This window comes from Candidatus Tectomicrobia bacterium, from assembly GCA_016192135.1.
GTDB lineage: Bacteria > UBA8248 > UBA8248 > UBA8248 > UBA8248 > 2-12-FULL-69-37.
The window spans coordinates 1-22594 of the sequence record JACPUR010000004.1; the positions used below are offsets into that span (position 1 = coordinate 1).

The 22594-nt window shown below is 65.9% G+C and carries 21 protein-coding genes; 8 read left to right on the forward strand and 13 right to left on the reverse strand.

The genetic code is table 11. The features are described from left to right. The 11 genes from HYZ11_02510 to HYZ11_02560 form a co-directional block, all read right to left on the reverse strand. Nucleotides 1–1106 (reverse strand): glutamate synthase subunit alpha (locus HYZ11_02510; GenBank protein MBI3126459.1); only part of this gene is annotated, 1106 nt, incomplete at its 3' end. Nucleotides 1107–1499: 393 nt separating this feature from the next. Next, on the reverse strand, nucleotides 1500–1910 hold the full coding sequence (locus HYZ11_02515; GenBank protein ID MBI3126460.1) for a lytic transglycosylase domain-containing protein: 411 nt from the start codon (nucleotides 1908–1910) through the stop codon (nucleotides 1500–1502). A 454-nt stretch (nucleotides 1911–2364) separates the two neighbouring features. Beyond that, nucleotides 2365–3243 (reverse strand): PA2778 family cysteine peptidase, encoded by an 879-nt coding sequence (locus tag HYZ11_02520; protein MBI3126461.1) that lies wholly within the window; start codon nucleotides 3241–3243, stop codon nucleotides 2365–2367. Nucleotides 3244–3379: 136 nt separating this feature from the next. Further along, entirely contained in the window at nucleotides 3380–3802 is a 423-nt protein-coding gene (locus tag HYZ11_02525) for a PA2779 family protein (GenBank protein ID MBI3126462.1), read from the reverse strand. A gap of 108 nt (nucleotides 3803–3910) precedes the next feature. Further along, nucleotides 3911–4291: a hypothetical protein gene (locus HYZ11_02530; protein ID MBI3126463.1), complete on the reverse strand. Its 381-nt coding sequence runs from the start codon at nucleotides 4289–4291 to the stop codon at nucleotides 3911–3913. Nucleotides 4292–4746: 455 nt separating this feature from the next. Next, a complete protein-coding gene (locus tag HYZ11_02535) occupies nucleotides 4747–5088 on the reverse strand; it encodes a hypothetical protein (GenBank protein MBI3126464.1) in 342 nt (113 codons plus the stop codon). A gap of 427 nt (nucleotides 5089–5515) precedes the next feature. Further along, complete coding sequence (locus tag HYZ11_02540) at nucleotides 5516–5851, reverse strand: cytochrome c (protein MBI3126465.1); 336 nt, start codon at nucleotides 5849–5851, stop codon at nucleotides 5516–5518. A 115-nt stretch (nucleotides 5852–5966) separates the two neighbouring features. Then, nucleotides 5967–6311, reverse strand: a complete 345-nt coding sequence (locus HYZ11_02545) for a cytochrome c3 family protein (GenBank protein ID MBI3126466.1) — start codon at nucleotides 6309–6311, stop codon at nucleotides 5967–5969. A gap of 100 nt (nucleotides 6312–6411) precedes the next feature. Next, a complete protein-coding gene (locus HYZ11_02550) occupies nucleotides 6412–7704 on the reverse strand; it encodes a cytochrome c3 family protein (protein ID MBI3126467.1) in 1293 nt (430 codons plus the stop codon). Nucleotides 7705–7712: 8 nt separating this feature from the next. Continuing rightward, entirely contained in the window at nucleotides 7713–8822 is a 1110-nt protein-coding gene (locus HYZ11_02555) for a cytochrome bc complex cytochrome b subunit (GenBank protein MBI3126468.1), read from the reverse strand. Between the two features lie 6 nt (nucleotides 8823–8828). Continuing rightward, nucleotides 8829–9281: a Rieske (2Fe-2S) protein gene (locus tag HYZ11_02560; GenBank protein ID MBI3126469.1), complete on the reverse strand. Its 453-nt coding sequence runs from the start codon at nucleotides 9279–9281 to the stop codon at nucleotides 8829–8831. 755 nt (nucleotides 9282–10036) lie between these two features. On the opposite strand from HYZ11_02560, the gene HYZ11_02565 reads away from it, so the two are divergent. Both HYZ11_02565 and HYZ11_02570 read left to right on the forward strand, forming a co-directional pair. Next, nucleotides 10037–10876, forward strand: coding sequence for a DmsE family decaheme c-type cytochrome (locus HYZ11_02565; GenBank protein ID MBI3126470.1), 840 nt, complete (start codon nucleotides 10037–10039; stop codon nucleotides 10874–10876). Between the two features lie 53 nt (nucleotides 10877–10929). Beyond that, nucleotides 10930–13167 (forward strand): MtrB/PioB family decaheme-associated outer membrane protein, encoded by a 2238-nt coding sequence (locus tag HYZ11_02570; protein MBI3126471.1) that lies wholly within the window; start codon nucleotides 10930–10932, stop codon nucleotides 13165–13167. Nucleotides 13168–13272: 105 nt separating this feature from the next. Here the strand turns inward: HYZ11_02570 and HYZ11_02575 are convergent, their stop codons facing one another. Both HYZ11_02575 and HYZ11_02580 read right to left on the reverse strand, forming a co-directional pair. Then, on the reverse strand, nucleotides 13273–14349 hold the full coding sequence (locus HYZ11_02575) for a Gfo/Idh/MocA family oxidoreductase (protein MBI3126472.1): 1077 nt from the start codon (nucleotides 14347–14349) through the stop codon (nucleotides 13273–13275). A gap of 221 nt (nucleotides 14350–14570) precedes the next feature. Continuing rightward, the gene (locus tag HYZ11_02580; GenBank protein MBI3126473.1) at nucleotides 14571–15659 is read right to left on the reverse strand and encodes a Gfo/Idh/MocA family oxidoreductase; all 1089 of its coding nucleotides are present in this window, start codon (nucleotides 15657–15659) and stop codon (nucleotides 14571–14573) included. Between the two features lie 285 nt (nucleotides 15660–15944). Between HYZ11_02580 and HYZ11_02585 the strand changes: the two genes are divergently transcribed. The 6 genes from HYZ11_02585 to HYZ11_02610 all read left to right on the forward strand — a co-directional run bounded on the left by HYZ11_02585 (nucleotide 15945) and on the right by HYZ11_02610 (nucleotide 22178). Further along, the gene (locus HYZ11_02585; protein ID MBI3126474.1) at nucleotides 15945–17300 is read left to right on the forward strand and encodes an MmgE/PrpD family protein; all 1356 of its coding nucleotides are present in this window, start codon (nucleotides 15945–15947) and stop codon (nucleotides 17298–17300) included. A gap of 46 nt (nucleotides 17301–17346) precedes the next feature. Then, nucleotides 17347–18315, forward strand: a complete 969-nt coding sequence (locus HYZ11_02590) for a zinc-binding dehydrogenase (protein ID MBI3126475.1) — start codon at nucleotides 17347–17349, stop codon at nucleotides 18313–18315. Nucleotides 18316–18536: 221 nt separating this feature from the next. Further along, nucleotides 18537–19598, forward strand: coding sequence for an ABC transporter substrate-binding protein (locus HYZ11_02595; GenBank protein MBI3126476.1), 1062 nt, complete (start codon nucleotides 18537–18539; stop codon nucleotides 19596–19598). Nucleotides 19599–19698: 100 nt separating this feature from the next. Next, a complete protein-coding gene (locus HYZ11_02600; GenBank protein ID MBI3126477.1) occupies nucleotides 19699–20442 on the forward strand; it encodes an ABC transporter ATP-binding protein in 744 nt (247 codons plus the stop codon). 10 nt (nucleotides 20443–20452) lie between these two features. Continuing rightward, on the forward strand, nucleotides 20453–21292 hold the full coding sequence (locus HYZ11_02605; GenBank protein ID MBI3126478.1) for an ABC transporter permease: 840 nt from the start codon (nucleotides 20453–20455) through the stop codon (nucleotides 21290–21292). Nucleotides 21293–21317: 25 nt separating this feature from the next. After that, nucleotides 21318–22178, forward strand: a complete 861-nt coding sequence (locus HYZ11_02610) for an ABC transporter permease (protein MBI3126479.1) — start codon at nucleotides 21318–21320, stop codon at nucleotides 22176–22178. The last annotated feature ends 416 nt before the right edge of the window (nucleotides 22179–22594 follow it).

Consider the following 22594-nt stretch of genomic DNA (forward strand, 5'->3'; position numbering starts at 1 on the left):
ACGGCGCCGATGGTGGTGCCGTCGGTGAAGGCGATGGAGGCCGGGCCGTCCCAGGGCTCCATGATGCAGCCGTGGTACTCGTAGAAGGCCTTGCGCTCCTCGTCCATGGACTCGTGGCCGCTCCACGGCTCGGGGATCATCATGAGCATGGCGTGGGGCAGCTCGTAGCCCGCCATGTAGAGGAACTCGAGCACGTTGTCGAACATGGCCGAGTCGCTCCCGGTCTCGATGACGATGGGCAGGAGCTTCTCGAGCTCGGGCAGGTGCTCCGACTGGCAGAGCGCCTCGCGGGCGTGCATCCAGTTGATGTTGCCGCGCAGGGTGTTGATCTCGCCGTTGTGGCAGAGGTAGCGGTAGGGATGCGCCCGCGGCCAGGACGGGAAGGTGTTGGTGGAGAAGCGCGAGTGCACGAGGGCCAGCGCCGTCTCCATGTCGGGGTCCTTGAGGTCGCCGAAGATCTGGGCGAGCTGGTGACTGGTCAGCATGCCCTTGTAGACGATGGTCTGGGCCGAGAGGCTGGGGATGTGGAAGAAGAGCCGCTCGGTCAGGTCGCTCTTGGCGATGGCGTGCTCGATCTGCTTGCGGATGACGTAGAGCTTGCGCTCGATGTCCATCCGCCCCGCCTTGGGATCGAAGCCGCCGATGAAGAGTTGCCGGAAGCGGGGCGCCCCGGCCTTGGCCGTCGGGCCGACGGGCGAAAGATCGGAGGGCACCTCCCGCCAGCCCAGGGGATCGCAGCCCTCGGCCCGGACGATGGCCTCGAACCGCGTCTGGCAGTAGTTGGCCTGTATGGGGTCGGGGGGCAGGAAGACGAGGCCCGCCCCGTAGCGCCCCGGATCGGGCAGCGCGATACCCTCGGCGTCGCACACCTTGCGGAGGAACTTGTCCGGCATCTGCATGAGGATGCCGGCGCCGTCGCCGGTGTTCTCCTCGCAGCCGCAGGCACCTCGGTGGGAGAGGTTCTCCAGGCCGGTGATGGCCATGTCGATGATGCGCCTGGACTTGCGGCCCTTGATGTCCACCACGAAGCAGACGCCGCAGGCGTCGTGCTCTTGGGCGGGGTCGTAGAGGCCCTGGGGCGGCGGGGGAATCAGCGGCTGGCTCATGTGGGGCTCACCCATGCGTGAAGAGGAAACGGCTCCGCCGCCCGCCCCGTGCGCCAATCACACTGTGGTGGAATTGACTATCAGGGAGACTACCCAGTCCAGCGGCGCAAGTTGATTTTATAGCAAACGGACAACCATAAGCCAAGCTAAATTTTCTTATACATATAATTAGAAAAACTAATTATACTTGGGGCCGGCACGGCCCCGATCGAATTTATATGACTTAAAATCAATGGGTTATGCGGATAGGTTCTGTGCATTTCGGAGGGATGGGTGGAACGTCGTCGCGGGTAACTTCAAATTAAGGCAAAAAAAACGGGCCCGCTCCCGGTCGTCGGCCCCCGGAGCAAGGATTCTCGCGGATTGAAACAGGGAGTTTGCGCGGGCGGCCCCTCAGAAGCGCAGGCGGGCCTCCCGCATCAGGCGCCGGTACTCCGCCATCACCCGCTTCACGTACAGACGGGTCTCTGCGTAGGGAGGGATGCCGTTGTGCCGCTTCACGGCGTAGGGCCCGGCGTTGTAGGCGGCCAGGGCGAGCTCGGGCCTCTCCGGATACAGAGCGAGGAGCTCCTTCAGGTAGCGCATGCCGCCCTCGAGGTTCTCGCGGACGTCCCACGGATCCTCGATGCCCAGGTACTTGGCCGTCTGCTGGGTGAGCTGCATCAGCCCCATGGCGCCCCGGGGGGATTTGGCCTTGGGGTCGAACATGCTTTCCATCCGCACGACGGCTTCCACCAGGAATGGGTCGAGGCCGTGGGAGGAGGCGATGCGGTGGATCAGGATCTGTATCTCCACCTCGCTCATGACCGCGCGCTTGAGGGAGGGGGGGGGTGCGGGCTTGGGGATTTCCGCCTTCACGGCCAGGAGCGTCTCCTCCGGCGACTCCACCGCCGGAGGGAGGCTGGCCAGCGCACTTTCCTCGCCGGAAGGGGCGCCTTCCGCCTCCGTCTTCCGCGCCACCTCGGCCGCCGATATTTCCAGCTCGGACTTGGCCGGGCTCTTTCTCTCTACCTTTTCCGCCGCGCCGCCCGCGGGCCGGGGGACGAACAGAAGCGCCGCGTCGACTGGCGCGGCCGCTGCCGGAGGGAACTCGATCCCCCTGTGCATGGCGGGGTAGCGGATGGTCCTTCCTTCGGAGAGAGGCGGAGGCTTTTGGCCGGCCTCCGATTGCGCGGATGACGCCTCGCCCAGGTCGGCGGAGAGCTCCATATAGGCGGTCATGAGCGGCATGGAGGCGGCGGCGAAAATCCCGCAGACGCTACATATGCTTCTCCAGCACAGGAAGGTCCTCATCTTGCCATGTCCCCCCATTCTCTTGAATCTTTTCCCGCGTCTTCAAGAAGAACGGCTTCATGGGCCCGCCAAGCATGATCGCCCGCTCGACGTGGAGGAGGGCTTCCCTTCTCCGTCCGGTGTCCGCGAGCACTTGGGCGAGGTTGTTGTACGCGGGGGCGGCGGTGGGATGGATATGAATGGCCTCGAGAAATGCCTTTTCGGCGCCGGCGAGATCCCTCATCTCATACCGGCTGTTCCCCAGCCCGATCAGCGCGGCCAGGCTGCTCGGCCATCGCTTGAGGGCCGCCTGGTACGCCGACGCGGCCGCCTCCCACTGCCCGGCGCGCTCGAGGCCGACCACGGCGTTCAGGTAATTCCGCTCCACGGCGCTTTCCGGGAGGGTCCCCGGCAGGAGGACGACCACGGCCCAATGATCCCCCCGCGCCCAGGTGAGCTCGAACAGGCGCAGGGGCATGGGCGTCTCCTTCTCGACGCCCGAGTGGAGAATGACGTTCTTCTCGGCGAGGTCGTACCCGACGACCACGGCGTAGTGCCACTTGGGATACCAGGAGAGCCCCAGGTTCTGAAGGACGATGACCGGATGGCCCGAGCTCACCTCCCGCAAGAGCTCCTTGAGGGTCGAGACGGGATAGGCGAGCCGGCCGCGGCGGCGGGCCGCGGTGATGATCTCCGATTGCAGCGTGCCCTTCCGCCCGGGCGTGTAGACCATCGGGACGAGAGCGTCCCGGCTCACCCGGTCGCCGGTCCAGTTCAGGACCATGGCGAGAGAAGCGGGACCGCAGTAGAACTTATCGTCCGGGAAGAAGGGCACGGTCGTGATTTCGGCCTTGGCTTTGGTCACAGAATTCCACTCCGTCAGCAAACGGTCCGTTTGGGGCGCGGTGAAGGCGCATCCGCCCAGGACCAAGGTCAGCACAAGTCCCAAAGCCGGGTTGCCGAGGCTCGGGCTCCTCTCCAAGTGGCTCATGCGATGCGCGTTAGCGGACCGGCCGCGTCCACGGGAAGACCCGGGTCGCGCCGACCAGATCGGTGATCAGCAGGACGATGAAGACGACCAGGGCGACGATCAGGATGGTTTCGCCCAGGCCCTGGCCGGCGGGAAGGGAGTCGATGCGGCCGGCGAGTTTCGCGGCTTCGGCGTCGGACAGGCTCGCCACGCGCATCTCGGCCTCGTCGGGATTCACGCCCATGGTCTTCATCTGGGCGCGGACGTCCTCTCGCGCCATGAACTGGCGGATCTTCTCCCGGTCGCCGGGGCTGTCCTGGGTGGTGGCCTTGGCCAGCATCTGCTCCGTGCGGATCATCGAGGCTTCCGCCGAGTTCAGGGTGAACTGCGCCCCGATGAGCGCGACCGACAAAACGAGTGCGACGGCCTTCATCTTGCGTCCCAACTTCTTCATCATCGGTCTCCTGAATCAAAACGACGCCGACCGCAGGTTCCGGCTCTCCCGCCAGTCCGCATCCGCCCCGGAAGAGGCGAGGCGTGGTGAAGCGGCAGCGCGTTAACCTCACGCGCCTCTCTTGAAATTCGAATCCAGGAGCCATTCGGCGCGATCCACGATCCTCGCGGCCGCCTCCCGATCCATGAAGAAGTACCGGAAGACGGCGGCCCGGATGAGGGTCCTGCCTCCGGCGAGCCCTTCGAGCTGAATCTCGACCTCTCGGTCTTCGCCCTCGGCCCGGAGGACCCTGCCCTCTTCGTTCCCCTTGAGCTCCTTGAGCTGGAAACCCATCTGCCGGAGGCTGTGGATGACGGCCCATTCCGCCGGCTGGAGGGACGCCTCGACGATCTTGGCCGCCCCCTGGCGCAGCGGATCGGGCTCGGCCGCGCCGGAGATCGAGTGAACCAGAGCGGCGAGGGGGAACACCATCAGGAGAAATACCGCCATGCGCAGGTGTGATTGAATGGTTTTCATGTCAGGGAAAGAACGGCGGCGGGAGAGGAGCCGGCGGCGCGATGGATCAGGGACAGAGGTCCCGGCGGGGGAGAGTTTCGCCTCCAGGAGTCCGCTGGCCATTGCTATAGGCGAAACACGGTGCGCACTTCTAGTCCTTTTCCATCACTGCCGCATATGCTTCAGAGCAATATCCATTCCTGCGCGGAAGCGAAGCGGGACCGGGGCGGGAATTGAAATGCATTCGCGGGAATCGAAGGGGGAAAGACCTGATAAGCGCGGCCGCGCGGAAACGACAAAATGGCATCCATCCGCGGCGGCTTCATGCCATTCTGGCAAATCGGCGGACGGGCCGGCCGGCCCAGGCTCGGCGGATATTTCAGATCAGGCTGGGCGTTTTCGTCCCCCGCTCATCCGGCGGAGGCGCGGCCGGGCGAAAACCGCCCCAGTTACTTTCCCTCAATGGCCGCCTTGAGGCCTGCCAGGATTTCCTGGATGCGGTGATTCTCCGCGTTGATGAGCTCGCGCGCCTTTCCGTCCGGCGCGGAAGAGGCTTCTTCCGCCACCACCCTTGCCGAGATCCGAAGCCCCTCCCCCGACTCGCGCACCTCATACACGACCCCCAGGCGCGCGGCCGCGGGGGGCTCGAGCAGGCTGAGCATGAGCCCGCCGGCGGCGCCGGATTCATCCTTGACGAATTGAATCCGGTACCCCTGATCCCGGAGGAAGGTATAGTGCTTCAGCTCGTAGCGGCGGCTCTGCATGGCGCTGATGAGCCGTTCGACCACCATCTGCCGGGGGGCACCCGAAATGGTCGTATGCGGATGCCCCTGAAAGGCCTTGAGCGGCGGGGCTCCCGCGCAGCCGCCCGAAAGGGCCGGGAGTGCCAAGAAGAGAAGCGAAACCAGGAAGGACCGCATGTTCATTGCCTGATCCCCGGGTGGTCGGATTCCCCGCCCCTCCTTGCGCCTCCCGGCTTCGCGAAGCCCGCTTCCACCTCCGCGGCGGCAGCACCGCCGCTGCGGAGGACGGGCCGGCGGCGGCCTCCCCAAAGGGGGCGGTTATTTTCCTTCCCCTCTCTTTCGCCGGGTCCCCAAACCGGCTGGCCGGTTTGAGAGGAGGGGGAGACAGTGGGGTGGTCTTGGAACATGATTGTAACATGAAAACCCCCGGTCCAGGGGGGCCGGGGGCCAGCAGGAAAATCCGGAGGGATAAGCGTTATTTGCGCGCGAGGGCGCGGATATAGGCGATGACGTCCCGGATGTCCTGGTCGCTGAGCGCCTGCCCCCAGGCCGGCATCACGGGCGATTTGCCCACGGCCGCGCCGCCGCGCTTGATGACGTCGTGCATCGCCTGGTCCGACATGGAGAACTTCTTGTCCGTGTAGTCGCGCGGCTTCGGGTTGAGGGCCGCCGCCGCGGGCCCGTCGCCCTTGCCCGAGGGGCCGTGGCAGGCCGCGCAGAGCTGCTGGTACTTCTCCTTCCCCCGCGCCGGGTCCGGCCGGGCGGCGAAGGCCGCGCCAGGAACAAGGTGGGAGAGGAGCATCAGCATCAAGAGGATGGCGGCTCCGGCCGGAACGCCGCGGCGCCCGCGGGAGGAAGGCGCGATTGAGCCTCCTGCAGCGGGCGCCGGATGGGAAACCCTCTTCATCTTCACCGGTCCTGGACGCTCATTTCTTCGGCGGATGGCACTTCACGCAGTCTGTCATCAGGAACGCCTTCTGCCCGTTATGGCAGGTCCCGCAATATTTTCCCGCCATCATGTCCGCCAGGGGAATGGGCTTCCCCTCCAGCGTGCCCCCCGCCTTCATCGGAAAAATCTGGGGATGGCAGGCCGTGCAGTCGGGATTCTTGGCGGCGTGAATCTTATGGCTGAAGACGGTCGGCGTGAAATCCTTCGTCTGCTTGAAGGTGATATCCGGCGGCACCGGCATCTGGCCATAACCCGCGACAGTGCTGAAAAAGACGGCAAAGCCCGCGACAGCAGCCAAAGTCCAGAGCCTCCAACTGTGCATGGCTTCCCTCCCTTTCCTAGATTGCCCTTTCTTCGGCTCGGCCGCCCGAAACTCACTTCAAGTTTATCCTACATCCCGAATCGAAAAAGAACAGCAGGCTTTACGTCCGTCCCCGGGGGCCCCCCTCCACTTCGCGGAGTTTCAGGAAGAGCAGGCCCGCCATGAGGACCGTCAGGATGATGGGCAGGATGACCCAGCGCCGCCGGGCGTAGAACTCCTCGATGGCGGCGAGGGCCGTCGCCAGCGCTGACTTCGCGATTTTCGTGCCCCCTTCGGCCTCTTTCTCCACTTCCTTCAGGGCCAGGGAGTGCACCTGGGTTCGCACCTTGATGAGGGTGGTCCGGGCCTCCTTCATGCTGAACTTGGCCTCGGAGACTTCCATGCCCCTGTGCTCGGCGGCGTCGAGCTCTGAGGTGGCGCGCTGGATCAGGCCCTTGAGATCCTCGATGCGCTTCCGCATGCCGGCGGCCACCTTCAGTGGCTGGGAGCCCGGCGGATGGCACATGACGCAGAGCGCGGGCCGGGTGTCCCCGATCATCTCCTCCGACACGCGCACCACCTTATGGTTCGAGTGGCAGACGACGCACTCGGGCACCTTCATTTTCTCGAAGGCCGCCTTGTGCGGGCTCTTGACGAACAGGTCGCGGTTGTTCACGTGACACTGGCCGCACATCCCGCTCACCGAGTCCACGGCGGGCGGGAAGGCCCCGTGGTTCCCGTGGCAGTCATTGCAGCTCGGCGCCGACAGCTCCCGCTTGTTGATCAGGAGATCGGCGTGCACGCTCTGCAGGTAGTTCTCGAGCTGGTTCGTGGGAATCTTGTAGTCCTTCATGTACTCCTTGTCGGAGTGGCACCTGGCGCAGGTCTTGGCGACGCTCGGGGCGTAGACGGACGAATTGGCGTGCGCGGCCGGCAGGATGCCGTGGGCCCCGTGGCAGCTCGCACACGTGGCCACCTTCACGTCCCCCTGGGCCAGCCGCTTGCCGTGGACGCTCGTCTGGTAGGCCTTGAACTGATCCACGGCGATGGAGGGGTTGAAGCGGCGCATGAAGGCGAGGTCGCCGTGGCACTTGTCGCACAGGGCGGGTATCTGAGCGGGCTTGGGCCGGCCGATGTAGCCCTTCTCCTTGGACTTGGCGATCTTTATGTCGAAGGAGGCAGGATCGCCGCCGTGGCAATTGACACAGGAGAGGCCCTTCTGCGCGTGGATGTCGTTCGCCATCGCCGCCGCCGGGGCGCCGAGCTTCGCGGGCAGCGCGCGGTGGCATTGGACGCAGGTATCGACCCTGGGGGCCGCGGGGGCCGCCGCGCCGGCGTCCGAGGAGGCGAGGAGAAGCACGGCCGAGGCCCCGGTGAGCCAGAGCGCCTGTTTCATCCAGGAGCGTGCGCGCATGAAAGGCCTCAATAGGGTTTGAGATAGGCCAGCAAGGTCATCGTGACCAGGAAGACGATCACGACGGCCCCGAACCCCGTCACGAGCCAGTGCCGTTTCCCCTGCCGCGCCCAGCCATCCCAGAAGGGCACCAGGAAGAAGATCAGCCCGCCGGCGCCGATGGCGTAGATGCCCAGCGCCTCCCCCTCCATTCCCAGGACCTTGGGGGGGATGTACTTGAGCGACTGGGACATGAACGTGAAGAACCACTCGGGCCGGATGCCCGCGGGAGCGGGGGCCAGGGGATCGGCCTTCTCTCCCACCTCCCACGGGAGGTACACGGAGAGGACGGCGAGAAGGCCCAGCACGATTACCCAGACGATGCTCTCGCGGAGGACGAAGTTGGGGACGAAGGGGATGCCCTTCCCCTTGGCGCCTCCGATGGGCTGGCTCATGCCCAGGAGCTGGATCAGGAGAAGGTGCAGACCGAGCACGATCGTGAAAATCGGCGGCAGGATCGCGACGTGGAGGGCGAAGAACCGCGTGAGGGTGGGCCCGCTGATCTCGTTCGCCCCCAGGAGGAAGTTGCGCATCCCCTCGCCCACGACCGGAATGACCTTCGTCACATCCGTCCCGATCTTGGTGGCGAAGTAAGAGAGCTTCGTCCAGGGAAGCAGGTAGCCGGAGAAACCGAACGTCATGGACAGCACGAGGAGGATGAAGCCCGACACCCAGATCAGCTCGCGCGGGGGCCGGTAGGCCCGCATGAAGTACACGCTGAACAGGTGGATGAACAGGGCCAGGATCATCAGGTTGGCCGACCAGCTATGGATGGAGCGGATGAGCCATCCGAAGGGGACCTGGGCCGAGATGAGGAGGATGCTCTCGTACGCCTGGTCCGCGGCCGGCACGTAATAGAACATCAGCAGGATGCCCGTGACCACCTGCACCCCGAACAGCAGCAGGGCGATGCCGCCGAACAGGTAGAGGAAGGTGCCCTTGTGCCAGGGAACCTCCTTGTGGCGGAGGAACTCGAGGACACCCGAGAGCGGCATGCGGCTCTCGAGCCAGGCGGCCAAGCCCGCGAACCTGCCCTCGGGAAACCCGCCCGCGCGCTTCGGTTCAGAGGTCGTGGCCATGGAGTCTCACGCCTTCCGCACAGAAACGAAGATGTCGTCGCCCCGGACGGCCACGTCGTAGGCCGTCAGCGGGGTAGGGGGCGGGCCCGCGATGTTGCGCCCGAACAGATCGAAGTGGCCGTTGTGGCAGGCGCACCACAGATGCTCCAAATCGCTCCGGTACTGGACTGTGCAGGAGAGGTGGGTGCACATGGCGTTGAAGGCCCGGTACTCGCCGGAGGGCATCATCACCAGGATCCCGACCGAGCCGCCAAAGCGGAACATCTTCGCCGTGTTGGGCTTGATCTCCGCTTTCGCGGCGACGCGGACGCTGTCGACGCTCGTGACGGCGAAACGCGAGGGGAGGATATAGCGGAAGACGGGATAGAACATGGTGCCGAGCAGGGCCAGGAAGCCGCCCCCGAGGAAATAGTCCAGGATGCTCCGTCGCGTCATCGTGAACCGGCTTTCCGCCGCCATCGAGAAATGCCCTCCCGATCGGGGATAATCCGCTCTATATAGCCAATTCCACCATGCCGTGCCATCCGCAGGCCGCCGGACCCGCCGCGGGTTCGATTTCGGCCCGCAGGAGATTGCCCCAAAAAGCACCTGCCAATACGAAAACGCAACACCCCCACATGCACGAGGCACAGTGGAATGTAGGGGATATTAAATAGGAGGGCCGAGTCTGAACATATGAAACGCAAATTCAGATGTCAACAGAAAAACATTTCTCAAAGTCCTCATTTATATTTTTATAAGTTAACCATAACATAACATTCAATTTGAGCAAGGCTTTCTTTGTTGCAACATCGCCATTTTCAAAATGATGTCCCATTTGGCGGAACAAGTGAGGCGATTGCAGATAAACGAGTCAAAAAATCTTATTGCGTTGGGTGGCCAAATCCCTTAATTTTCTCCTGTCGCAATAAAGTAACGGCCCTCCTTATCGATCCGGCGGCTCACCCAGAGCAGCACCCGAGGATTGTGCCTGCGCGGCGCGCGGGAGCACAGGCGGAAAGCGTTCGGGGTTCCCCGCAAGGGGAGCCTTGCATCAGGCAGCAATCTTTCATTCGGGCAATTCGGCAATTCGGCAAATGGGGGGCGCGCGTATGGCTTTACCGGTGTTGTTATTCGCTGTTTTGCTCGCCGTGGGAGGGTGCACGTCCAGCCCGGGCTCCTCCTCCCCGGCCTCCACCCCGCCCAAGGCGGCCGCCGTCACTCCCAAGCCTCAGATGACGGCCCAGGCGGCCGCGACGGCGCCGGCCCAGCTCGTGGGCGACAAGGTGTGCATCGCCTGCCACAAGAAACAGGTCGAGAGCTACTACAAGACGCTGATGGGCAAGACGATGACCTCGCCCGCCAATGTGCAGAAGGTGGATTGCGAGACCTGCCACGGGCCCGCCTCCGCCCACGTCGCGGCCGGCGGCGGGAAGGGGAAAGGAATCCAGGTCACCTTCCGAAACGGGGCGGAAACCGCCGAGACCCAGAACGCGCCCTGTCTCAAGTGCCACGAGAGCGGCGACCGCCGTTACTGGCGGGGAAGCCCTCATAACTCGCGGGACGTGAGCTGCGTCAGCTGCCACAGGATCATGGAGAAGGTTTCGGACCGTTTCGCCCTCGCGAGAAAGGACCAGAACGACACGTGCTCGCAATGCCACCTCGTCCGGAAGGCCCAGACCTTCCGCAACTCGCACATGGCCACGCGGGACGGCGCGACCCAGTGCTCCAACTGCCACAACCCCCACGGGACGGTGACCGAGAAGCTCCTCAAGGGCAACTCCGTCAACGAGACCTGCTACAACTGCCACCCCGAGAAGCGGGGGCCCTTCCTCTGGGAGCACGACCCGGTTCGCGAGAGCTGCGTCAACTGCCACGAGCCCCACGGCACCCTCAACGACAACCTCCTCAAAATCCGGCGGCCCAGGCTGTGCCAGTCGTGCCATGTGGAGGGGCGCCATCCATCCTCCGCGGGCTTGGCCAACACGATCTTCACATTTAACGCGGGTTGCGTGAATTGCCACAGACGGATCCACGGGTCGAACCATCCCTCGGGGAACTTCTTCCTCAGGTAAGGGACTTCAACCGGGCCCATTTGGGGACGCCCCAGCCGTAAGGAGAGCTTGAGATGATGCCGAGGGTGGCATGGAATACAAGGATAATCGGGCTGCTCGCGGCCGCAGCCCTGACGTTAGCCTCGCCGGCGGACGCCCAACCGGCCGACGCCCAAGCGTTCAAGATCGGCAATTACACCTTGTCGGGCGAAATCGAAGGCGGCGCGCGCCAAATCTACGGCGAGCGCCGGAGCGGCCGCTACAATGAGTTTCGGGACATCCCGCAGGGCTTGTTCCTGACGGACGTGAAGCTGGACATCGACCGGCCCGGCTTCTACTACGAACTTCGGGCCCTGGATCTCCTGGAGAACGACCAGTCCCTTCGCTTCTCGCTTGGCTCCCCCGGCCTGTACCGGCTGGACCTGGAGTGGCATGAGCTCCAGCACATATTCAAGAACCAGGCCATCACCCCCTACTCCGGCGTGGGGGGCAACGCCCTCACGATCGATCCCGCCACCCGGGCCTTGATCCAGGGAAGCGGCGCGGCCAACTGGGTCGCCAACGTCAACAGCCTCTTCCGTGGAGGACACAGGGAGGTCGTCGGCTTCGACCGCGACTGGGGCGAGGTGAAGTTCAAGCACCAGCTGGGGCCGGACTGGAACGTGCGGGCCAACTACAAGAACGAGCGCTGGGACGGCACCAAGCCCGAAAGCTTCTTGTTCGGGAGCAGCCCCGGCGGTAGGCCGGTCATCGAAATCCCGGTGCCCATCGACTGGCGCCACGACCAGGTCCGGCTCGCCCTCGAGTGGGCCCGGGCGGGCAACTCCCTCGAGCTGGCCTACGAGGCATCCCTTTTCGAGAACCGCCACAGCAGCCTGGTATTCGACAACCCCTTCCGCTCGACGGACGCGGCCGGCACCGTGGGCGCGGGGGCCAACGCCGTCAGCGGATCGACCCGGGCGCGGGTCGCGCTGGAGCCGGACAACCAAGCCCACTACATCTCCATCTCGGGCGCGGTGAACCTGCCGGCCCAGACACGGCTCATGGGAACCGCCTCCTATGGCTGGTTCCTCCAGGACGATGACTTCGTCCCTCACACCATCAACACCGCCCTCACCAGCCCGACCCTCGCCCTGCCCCGCCGGAGCCTGGACGGCGAGATCAATCCGACCCTCATCAACCTTGTCCTCACGAACCGGGCCATTCACAACCTCACCCTCACGGGCCGCTACCGCTACTACGACCTGGAGAACAACTCCAAGCGCATCACATTCCCGGGCCATACCGTCGGCGACACGTCCCAGGTGACCAATGAGGCGGAGGAAACCCGACTTCTCGGATACACCCGCCAGAATGCGGGCCTCAGCGCGAGCTACCGCCTAAGCAGGGATCTCAAGCTCCACGGCGGCTATGAATGGAGGAAAACGGACTACAACGAGTTCCACGCCGAGGAGAACCAGGAAGACCGGGTCAAGGTCGCCCTCGACTGGAAGGCCAACAACTGGCTCATGATCCGGCCCAGCTACATCTACTCCGACCGGAGCGTCTCGGGCTACATCGCCCAGAACATTCCCCAGCAAGCGGAGAGGCGGCTGTTCAACCTCGCCGAGCGCGAGCGCCACGAAGGCAAGTTGATGGCGCGCATCACCCCCAGCGAGAAGATTTCCATCACCATCGAGGGCGGCGTCGGGACCGAGGACTACGGCGCCAAGTACGGCGTGGACGAAGGCCACTTCTGGAATGCCGCCGTCGAACTGGTGGTGACCCCGGTCAATTGGGTCAATTTCTTCGCCGCCTACACGCACGAGCAGGTCTACGGCAAGATTCGTTCGGTGCAGAACTCAGGCTCGGGCACCCCCTTCGTGGACCGGTTCCTCGACATCGACGCCTGGACGATGAAGTTCACCGACGACTACGACGTCGTCCGCGTAGGGGTCGAGTTCCTCCTCTGGGAGGACAAGACGAAGGAGAGGAAGCTCACCTCCCGCACCGAGCTGACCTACGCCTATAGTGTGGGCGAAACCCGGAACTCCAAGGACGACCCGGCCTCGACCGTCGTCGTCACCGAGAACTGGCCCGACATCAAGAGCCGGCTGTGGATGATCTCCACCCGGCTGGACTACCACCTGACCAAGAATTTCTCGGTCGGGGCGGGTTACGCCTACGAGCGCTTCGAGATGGTGGACTTCACCCAGCGCTGGGTGGACGTGGTGGTCGATCCGGGCATCAGCACGCGCCTCTACACCCTCGGCGATCGGTTCGACAACTACGAGGCCCACACCGTGGCGGCCTTCGTCCGCTGGAGATTCTAGGGGGTTTCGTCCCAACGCAGCGCAAAGAACCAAAGAGGGGGCCGTCGGAAGACGGCCCCCTCTCTCATTTACATTGAAGCGGCCTGCCCCGTATGCGAAGGCCGTCTAGTCCCCGAGCCTCACCGCCTCGCCCGTCCGGGCCGCTTCCTCGATGGCGAGCGTGACCGCGAGCGTCCGCCGGCCCTCCCGGGCCGTGGTGTGGGAGCAAGGCCGCCCGGTCGCGAGATGGTCCAGCCAGGAGCGCGTCTCGCTGGCGATGGGGCCCCAGAAGTCGCCCTGCGCCCAGTCGCCCGAGGAGTTGGTCTGCATGAACACCATGCTGGCCGTGTGCCCGGGAACGTAGGCGTGGGGCACCCCCACGTCGGTGAAGAGAAGGTTGTCCTTGTTGTCCTGGTCGAGCAGGATGACGCCCTCCGTCCCCAGCACCTCGAAGCGGGCGCTCTGGCCGTGGGAGGGGTACTGCGCGGGGAGCGCATAGCAGACCCCCAGGTTCACCACCGCGCCGTCCTCGAAGGTGACGATGGCCCAGGTGACGTCCTGGGCGGAGTAGCCCATCCCCTTGAACAGGTGTGAATTGCCACGCGCCACCACCTCGGCCGGCCGGTTGCCTTCGAGAAACCAGCAGGCCATGTCCACGTAGTAGGTCAGCACGTCCAGCACGGGCGTCGCGCCGGGCGAGCGCTCGAGGATCTGCATCATCTGGGCGCGCGTGTTGTAGACCCGCGCGGTCGCCCCCAGGATGCGCCCCAGCCGCCCGCGGGCGATCTGCTCCTTGGCCACCATCCAGCGGCGGTCGTGGCGGCGGGAGTAGCCGACACGGAGATCGACACCCGCCGCCTCCGCCGCCGCCACTATCTCGTCCGCGTCCTCCAGGGTGAGGGCGAGGGGCTTCTCGACGAAGACGGGCTTGCCCAGCTTCAAGGCCTGGAGGATAGGCTCGACGTGGCCGTGCTCGGGGGTGGAGACGATGACCGCGTCCACCTCGGGCCGGGAGATGGCTTCAAGATTGTCCCCGGTGGAGAAGTTCGCGGCGACGCTCTCGGCGAGGCTCGAGGCCCGGGCTGGGTCCTTGTCCGAAACGGCCAGGTAGCGCACCGAGGGGTGACGCGCCGCCATGTGCGCCCGCAGGGTGCCGATGCGGCCCGAGCCGATGACGGCGACGCCGATGGGCTTGCCCTGCACGGTCCGTCCTCCGCTGCCGGTTCTGAGTACCGCTCTAGGCGCTTACCTGGAGAAGACCCTATCGGATTGTCATTCTAAGCGACCAAAGGGAGCGAAGGATATCGGTTCTTAAAACCGATATCCTTCGCTTCGCTCAGGATGACAACCTTGCGGACCTGCCCTGTAAGGGCGGCCTTGTGGCGCCCTCATCAGGGCAGCCGCAAGGGCCGCCCCTGCGCCTTCTAATCCTCATCCTCCAGCGGCAGCATCACCGCCTTCCCCTCGCGGGCGGAGCGCTCGATGGCGAGGGTGATCTCCAGCGTCTGCCGGGCCTGCTCGGCGGTGGTGTGGGGGGCGGGCTTGCCTGTGGCCAGGTGGTCGAGCCAAGCGCGCGTCTCGTCCCCCAGAGGGCCCCAATAGCCTCCCAGGGCGGCGTTGCCCGAGGCGTTGCTGGTCAGGAAGACCATCTCCAGGCCGATGCCCGGCACGTAGGCATGGGGGAAACCCTCTTCCGTGTAGAGGATGTTCTCCTTGTGGTCCTCGTCGAGGAGCACCACCCCCTTCTCCCCCAGTACCTCCAGGCGGATGGCCCGGCCGTGAATGGGGTACTTGGGTGGGAGCGCGTAGCCCACCCCGATGCTCACCGAGGCCCCGTCGGCGAAGGTCACGACGGCCCAGGTCACCTCGTCCGCCTCGTAGCCCAGGTCGCGGTACACCACGCCGTGGCTCTTGGCGTACACCTCGACGGGGCGGTTCCCCTCCAGGTACCAGCCGAAGAGGTCCACGAGGTAGGTGAGCGCGTCCTGCACGAAGGTGGCGTCGAGGGAGCGCTTGAGGATCTGCACGCCGTGGGCGCGGGTATTGTAGAGCCGCCCCGTGCCGCCCACGATGCGCCCGAGCTTCCCCCGGGCGATCTGGTCCTTCGTCATGATGTAGCGGCGCTGGAAGCGGATGCTGTAGCCCACGTGGAGAGGCGTGCCGGTGCGCTTCGAGGCGGCGACCATCGCGTCCGCGTCCTTCAGGCGCAGGGCGATGGGCTTCTCCACCAGCACCGGCTTGCCCGCCTCCAGGGCCTGGATCACGGGAAGGGCGTGCTCGGGCTCGCTGCTCGATACGATGACGGCGTTCACCTCGGGGCGGGAGATGACCTCCAGATTGTCGCCCGAGCTGAACTGGGCCGCCACGCTCTCGGCCAGCACCGAGGCCCGGAGAGGGTCCTTGTCGGAGACGGCGAGGAAGTCCACCGAGGGATGGGCGGAGGCCATGCCCGCCCGCAATGTGCCGATGCGGCCCGAGCCGATGATCCCCACCCCCAGCCGCTTCCCGGCCATTTGGCTCTCCCCCGCGCCTGTGCGCGCATCCGGCGGAACGTTGGGCTTTTGTATGCCGCGCGGGGGCGGGTGTCAACGGAAGCCCTACCCGCGCGCGGGGCGTTCCATCCGCCCGGGCCGGGACAGCACCTCGCCCGCGTTGACGCCCCCGGCGAACCGGGGCATCCTCGCCCCCAGCCGACGAATCCATGCGCGGACGGGACGAGGGCCGGTGCGGCCGTCCGCTTCATCCGTGCCCGTCTTTTTCTCCGGCCGCGTCCAGGATTTCATCCAGGGGGGAGGCAGATGAGCGCGACCGAGCGGATGGCGGAGTTCATCGTCCACACGCGCCTAGAGGATATCCCCGACCCGGTGGTGGCCTCGGCGAAGCGCGCGATCCTCGACACCGTCGGGGTGGCCGTGGCGGGGGCCTCGGAGCCGGTGGGCCGGAAGATCACCCAGTACGTGCAGGAGATGGGGGCCGCCCCCGAGGCCACTGTGCTGGGAACGGGAGTGAGGACGTCCGCCCCCTGGGCCGCCCTGGCCAACGGCACGCTGGGCCACGCCCTCGACTTCGACGATTCGAACTGGCTCCTCAACGGCCACGCCAGCGTGGGGGTCCTGCCCGCCGTCCTGGCCCAGGCGGAGGCGCGGGGCGCGTCCGGGCGGGAGGCGCTCGAGGCCTACATCATCGGCTTCGAGGTTTCCGCCAAGCTCGGGGCCGCCATGAACATGGCCCTCTACGACAACGGCTGGCATCCGACCGCCACCATCGGCCCCATGGGGGCCGCGGCCGCCGCCTCCCGCCTGCGCGGGCTGGGGGTGGAAGGCACGCGCGCCGCCCTGGGCTGCGCCGCCTCCCATGCCTCGGGCATCCGGACCAACTTCGGGACCATGATGAAGCCCATCCACGCCGGGCTCGCGGCCGAGGCCGGCGTCCGCTCGGCGGCCTTCGCGGCGGCGGGGATCACCGCGAACCTCAACGTGCTCGAAGCCAAGAGAGGCTTCGGCGACACCTTCAGCGGCCAGGGCAAGCACCGCATCCCCGAGATCGTGGAGACGCTGGGGCGCCCCTTCGCCCTGGAGAAGCCCGGGAACAACATCAAGCCCTACCCCTGCTGCATGTCCTCCCACGCCGCCGTGGACGCCCTGCGCGATCTGCTGAACGGCGCCAATCTCACCGCCTCCGACATCGAGCGGATCGAGCTGGAGCTCACCGAGCCCAACTACCTGAACCTCAGCTACCACCAGCCCAGGACCGGCCTCGAGGGAAAGTTCTCGGGGGAGTACATCCTCTCCCGGCTGGTGGCGGACAGAGAGCTCCGGCTCAGCACCTTCACCGACGCCGCCGTGAACGACCCCGGCATCCAGGCCCTGATGAAGAAGGTGCAGGTGCGCCTCTCCGACCTCCCGTGGACTCCCGGCTCGGGCCGCCCGGCCGTGGTGACCGTCCGCACCCGGGACGGCCGCACCCTGCAGAACCGCCGGCAGGGCTCGCGCGGGAACGCGGGCTCGCCGCTGACGAACGAGGAGCTCCAGGACAAGTTCCGCGACTGCGCCGGCGGGCATCTCGGGCCGGAGAAGACGGCCGAGGCCATCCGGAAGCTGACCGGGCTGGAGCGCCTTCCGGACATCCGGGCCTTGATCTCCCTGCTGCATTGAAGACCGGCCGCGGCTCTCCCGCCGCGCCGAAAGGAGGATCCGCCTGATGCGAGCGGTGCGCGTGCACAAGCTGGGCCTGGACCACCCGATGCGCCTGGAGGAAGTCGAGGACGCGCGGCCCGCGCCCGGCGAGCTGCTGGTGAGGCTCGGCGCGGCCGGAGTGAACCCCTCCGATGTCGCCACCCGGGCGGGGTCCCACGTCCATGCGGGCGGGGGGCTGCCCTACGTCCCGGGGCTCGAGGCGGCGGGCGAGGTCGTGGGCCTGGGCGAGGGGGCGAGGGGTTTCAGCGCCGGGCAGCGCGTCTTCGGCCGCTGCGCGGGCGGGGCCTACGCGGAGCTGGTGCGGATGGACGCGGCGACGGCCGCCCTGCTGCCGGACGGCTGGAGCTACGAGGAGGGCGCGGGCATCACCCTCCCCTTCCGGACGGCATGGAACGCGCTCTTCTTCAAGGCGAACGCCGGGCCGGGCGAAACCGTACTCGTCCAGGGCGGAGCCGGGGGAGTGGGGATGGCGGCGATCCAGCTCGCCAAGGTCGCCGGCTGCCGAGTGCTCGCCACCGTCAGCAGCGACGAGAAGGCGGCCTTCTGCCGGGGCCTCGGCGCGGACGAGACCATCAACTACCGCAAGGAGAACGTGGCCGCCCGCTGCAAGGAACTGACGGGGGGCCGGGGGGTGGAAGTCATCGTCGAGCTTTCCGGGCGGGAAAACCTGGCCCAGGATCTCGAATCCGTCTGCGTCGGAGGCCGCATCATCCTCATGGCCGCGGGCCGGGGCGAGGGCCCCGCCCCCCTGAGCGTCCCCGCCCTGATGACCAAGGACGCGCACATCATCGGGATTACTGGGGTGAATCTCATTCCGAGAATGCCCGAGTACGTCCGGCGCCTCGCACCGCTCCTGCGCGAGGGCCGGGTGAAGGTCCACGTGGCCCGGGCCTTCCCCTTCTCCGAGGCGGAGGCCGCCCACGTCCTCCTGCGCAGCGGAGATTTCCTGGGAAAGATTGTCCTGGTCCCGTAGGCTCTTCCCGCCTTCGGGGGGTACGGTCCTGTAAGGACGCCCACTTCGAAATACCCGCAAAATCTCGCCTCGCCCGCTTCCGGGCGCACCCATTCGAGCACTCCAAGAACTTCCCGATTTTCATCTGAAATCGGTTGTGGTAATATGCTCTTTCAATCTCCAAATCAGCAGCGCGTCGCCAAAACGGGCCGCAGTTCCCTTCTCTGGGAGGAGAAAGACCCATGAAAGTACGGTCCACTTGCTGCCGTAGACTGGGCATCTCGGTCCTGGCTCTCCTGTTCCTGGCGGCCTTTGCGCTTCCAGCCTCCGCCGCCGCTCCCAAATACAAACTGCTGTGGCTCTTCCCCATCAGCCCTCCGGGCGGGACGTTCTACGCCTTCTCCGTGGCGAAGGAGCTGGGCTTCTGGGAGCAGGAAGGACTTGAAGTGAGCTGGAAGGGCACCGGTGGCAGCGGCGCCGCCGTCCAGCTCCTGATCGCAGGGCACGCCGACGCGGGCATCCCCTCGATGCCTGCCACCCTGAACGCGGTAGGCCGGGGGCAAAAGCTGCACGGCTTCTACCAGTACAGCACGGGCTCCCTCTTCTTCCTCAAGGTCCCGGCGAACAGCCCGGTGAAGTCCGTGAAGGACCTCAAGGGCAAGAACATCGGCATCTCCGAGCCGGGCGGGGGTGAGGTGCCGATGGTCAAGGCGGCGCTCCAGGGCGCTGGCCTCAACCCCGACAAGGACGTGCGCCTGATCCCCATCGGCGAGGGCTCGCCCGCCACCTTCGAGGCCATCAAGTCGGGCCGGGTGGCCGCATACGCCTCCAACTTCCAGGACAACCTCGCCGTCGAGCTCGCCGGCATCCCGCTGCGCGACATCACCCCGGCCGAATTCCACGCCTTCCCGGCCCAGATGATGATCGCCTCTCCGGACGCCCTCAAGAAGCACCGGCAGGCGCTGATCATCCTCGCCCGCGGCGTGGCCAAGGCGAGCCTGTGGTGCCAGTCCAAGCCGGACCAGTGCGAGAAGCTACAGAGCAACGTCTCCAAGGAAGAATGGGCGACGCCCAAGGTCGCCAAGCCCTTGCTGACGCGCGCCATGCAGATCACGAAGCTGCAGCCGGGCAAGCGCATCGGCGAGCCCGTCCGCGCCAATCTGGAGAACTACCTGGCCTTCCTGACGAAATCCAATCCCAAGTTCAAGGCGCCGAAGGCGGATGAATTCCTGAAGACCGACATGCTGGACGAGATCAACAAGTTCGACCGGGACGCCGTCCTGAAGATCAACTACAACAAGTAACGCATCACCGCGGAAAGACGTGCTTGCCGCCCCCACCCCGGGCGCGGGGTGGGGGCGCGGGAGAAAGAGCTTGACCTCATACAACGGCCGCATCATCTCGATGCGGAACCTCAGCAAGGTGTACGAGACGCAGGAGCAGCCCTTGCTCGCGCTCCGGGACATCACACTGGACATCCATTCCGGGGAGTTCGTCTCCTTCGTGGGCCCGAGCGGCTGCGGAAAATCCACCCTCCTCAACATCGTCGGGGGGCTCCTGGACCGCACCTCGGGCGACCTCTGGTTCAAGGGAGAGGAGCAGCGCGAGCCGCGCCGGGAGATCGGAATGATGTTCCAGACCCCGGTGCTCTTCGACTGGCGCACCGTGGTGGAGAACGTCCTGCTGCCCATCGAGATCCTGGGGCAGGACAAGGGGGCGTTCCGCGCGCGGGCCATCGAGCTCCTGGACCTGACCGGGCTCAAGGGCTTCGAGGAGGCCTATCCGCGCCAGCTCTCGGGAGGCATGCAGCAGCGCGTCGCCCTGAGCCGGGTGCTGGTGCACGACCCCGAGGTGCTGCTCCTTGACGAGCCCTTCGGCGCGCTGGATGAGTTCACCCGCGAGGCGATGAACCTGGAGCTGCTGCGCATCTGGGACGCCACCCGGAAGACGATCATCTTCGTCACGCACAACATCAACGAAGCGGTTTTCCTCTCGGACCGGGTGGTGGTGATGACGCCCCGGCCCGGCCAGATCGCCAAGGTGCTGGACGTCGGCCTGCCGCGGCCCCGCACGCGCGAGGCCATGAAGCTCCCTGCATACGCCGAGAAGGTTTTCGAGGTGCGGGAGCTGCTGGGCGTCGCCCACTAGGAGAGCGCGCATGGCCCATCCCGTCTCCCACGCCGGCCGCCGCGAGGCGGGCCCTGCTCCCCTGGCGGCGGGCGCCAAGCCCGCCGGCGGACGGGCGCGGCACACGCACGTCTATCTGGCCATCGGCCTGGGGGTGGGCTTCCTCCTGCTGTGGGAGTTCCTCTCCCAGCGGGCCATCATCGAGCCCGTCCTCTTCCCGCCGCCCACGAAGATCGCCGCGGGCTGGTGGATGCTGGTGACGTCGGATTTCTTCGCCAAGCACTTCTGGATCACGATGATGGAGATCGCGCTCGGCTTCCTGCTCGGGGCGGGGATCGGCCTCCTGCTGGGAATCCTGCTGGCGACCGTCCCGGCCGTCCGCCTGACGCTCTACCCCTACATCATCGCGTTCCAGGCGCTGCCCAAGGTGGTGCTGGCGCCGCTCTTCATCATCTGGTTCGGCTTCGGGCCGGCATCCAAGATCGCCACCGCCCTGGCCATCTGCTTCTTCCCGGTCATGATCAACACGGTGGTGGGGCTCCAGCTCGTGGAGGAGAACGCCCTCAAGCTCATGCGCTCGCTGCGGGCCTCGCGCTGGCAGGTGTTCGCCAAGCTTCGCTTCCCGAACGCCCTACCCCACATCTTCGCCGGCCTCAAGACCTCGCTCACCTTCGCCATGATCGGGGCCATCGTGGCCGAGTTCCTCATCGCGGCGGACAACGGCCTGGGGCGGCTCGTGCAGATATACCAGCTCCAGATCCAAGTGCATCTGATGATCGCGGTGGTGGTCATCGTCTCGGTGCTGGGGATACTGGGAGTGACGCTCATGGACATGCTGGATCGGCGGATCGTCTTCTGGCGGGAGCGGTGACATGGCGGGAGGGGCGGGGGACGGCATGGCGCACATCCAAGGCGACGCGCAGCGGCTGGACCGGCCGGGCCCCCGGCCGGAGAAGGCCTCGTCCCTCCGGGCGCATCTTGCGGCCCGGCGCTACCTCTTTCTGTCGGCGCTCCTGTTCGTGGCCATCATCGCCCTCTGGCATCTGCTCCCCACGTCGGGGCTCATCCACCAGATCATCCTCCCGACGCCGGGGGCCATCGCGGCGGTCTTCCCCGAGGTGGTGGGGCATGCCCTCTTTCTCTCTCACTTCTCCTTCACCTTGTTCAGCATCCTGGTGGGCTTCATCCTGGGGAGCGGCATCGGCTTCGCCATGGGGGTGCTGTTCGCCTTCTCGGAGTTGTGGCGAAAGACGCTTTATCCCTACGTGATGGGCTTCCAGTCCACGCCCCGGGTCATCCTCGCCCCCCTGATGATCGCCTGGTTCGGCTTCGGGCCCGAATCCAAGATCGCCCAGGCGGTCGTCGGCTGCTTCTTCCCCGTCTTCCTCAATACGCTGGTGGGCCTCTCCCTGGTCGAGGAGAACGCCCTCAAGCTCATGCGCTCGCTGCGGGCGACGCCCTGGCAGACCTTCCGGATGCTCCGCTTCCCGTACGCCATGCCCACCATCTTCGCGGGCCTCAAGGTGAGCCTGACGTTCGCCACCATCGGGGTGATCGTGGCCGAGTTCGTCGCCACCGAGTACGGCCTGGGCTACGAGCTGACGCGCTACCACGTGGAGCTGGCCATCCCCCAGATGTACGCCATCATCATCATCATCGGCCTACTGGGGCTGGCGCTCTACCTGGCCATCGAGTGGCTCGACCGCAAGATCGTCTTCTGGCGCGCCGAGGACGCCGAGATGAGCAAGCTCCGGTAGCGGCATCCTCGCTGGCTCAAATCAGCCCTCTCAGCCTGTGCGCAAAAACACCCCATCTCCCGCACAACTTTGGCATTCCGCCCCGGCTGATTTTCCTTACAGCCCAAACGATGGAAGGAACGTCTTGTTTTTGCTTGTCTTGCAATCACGCTCGACAGCGCGGGCGGGCATGGAACTTGCGTACGTCCTAGTCGTTATGGGCGGGGTTCTCCACCTCGCGCTTTTGTGATCCGGCCCTCCCGGAGACGATTGGCCCTCCCGAAAAAGACTCGGCCCAGTGGGGAAGACGATTTGGCGCTTGTTTGTTTGATGCATTTTGCATCAAGGGATAAGCGCCCGGGTCATGTGGCCGTGAATCCAAGCTAGGATTCATCGGGCGGGAGGTGACAGGCGATGCGAAAGAAAGGGATGAGCAG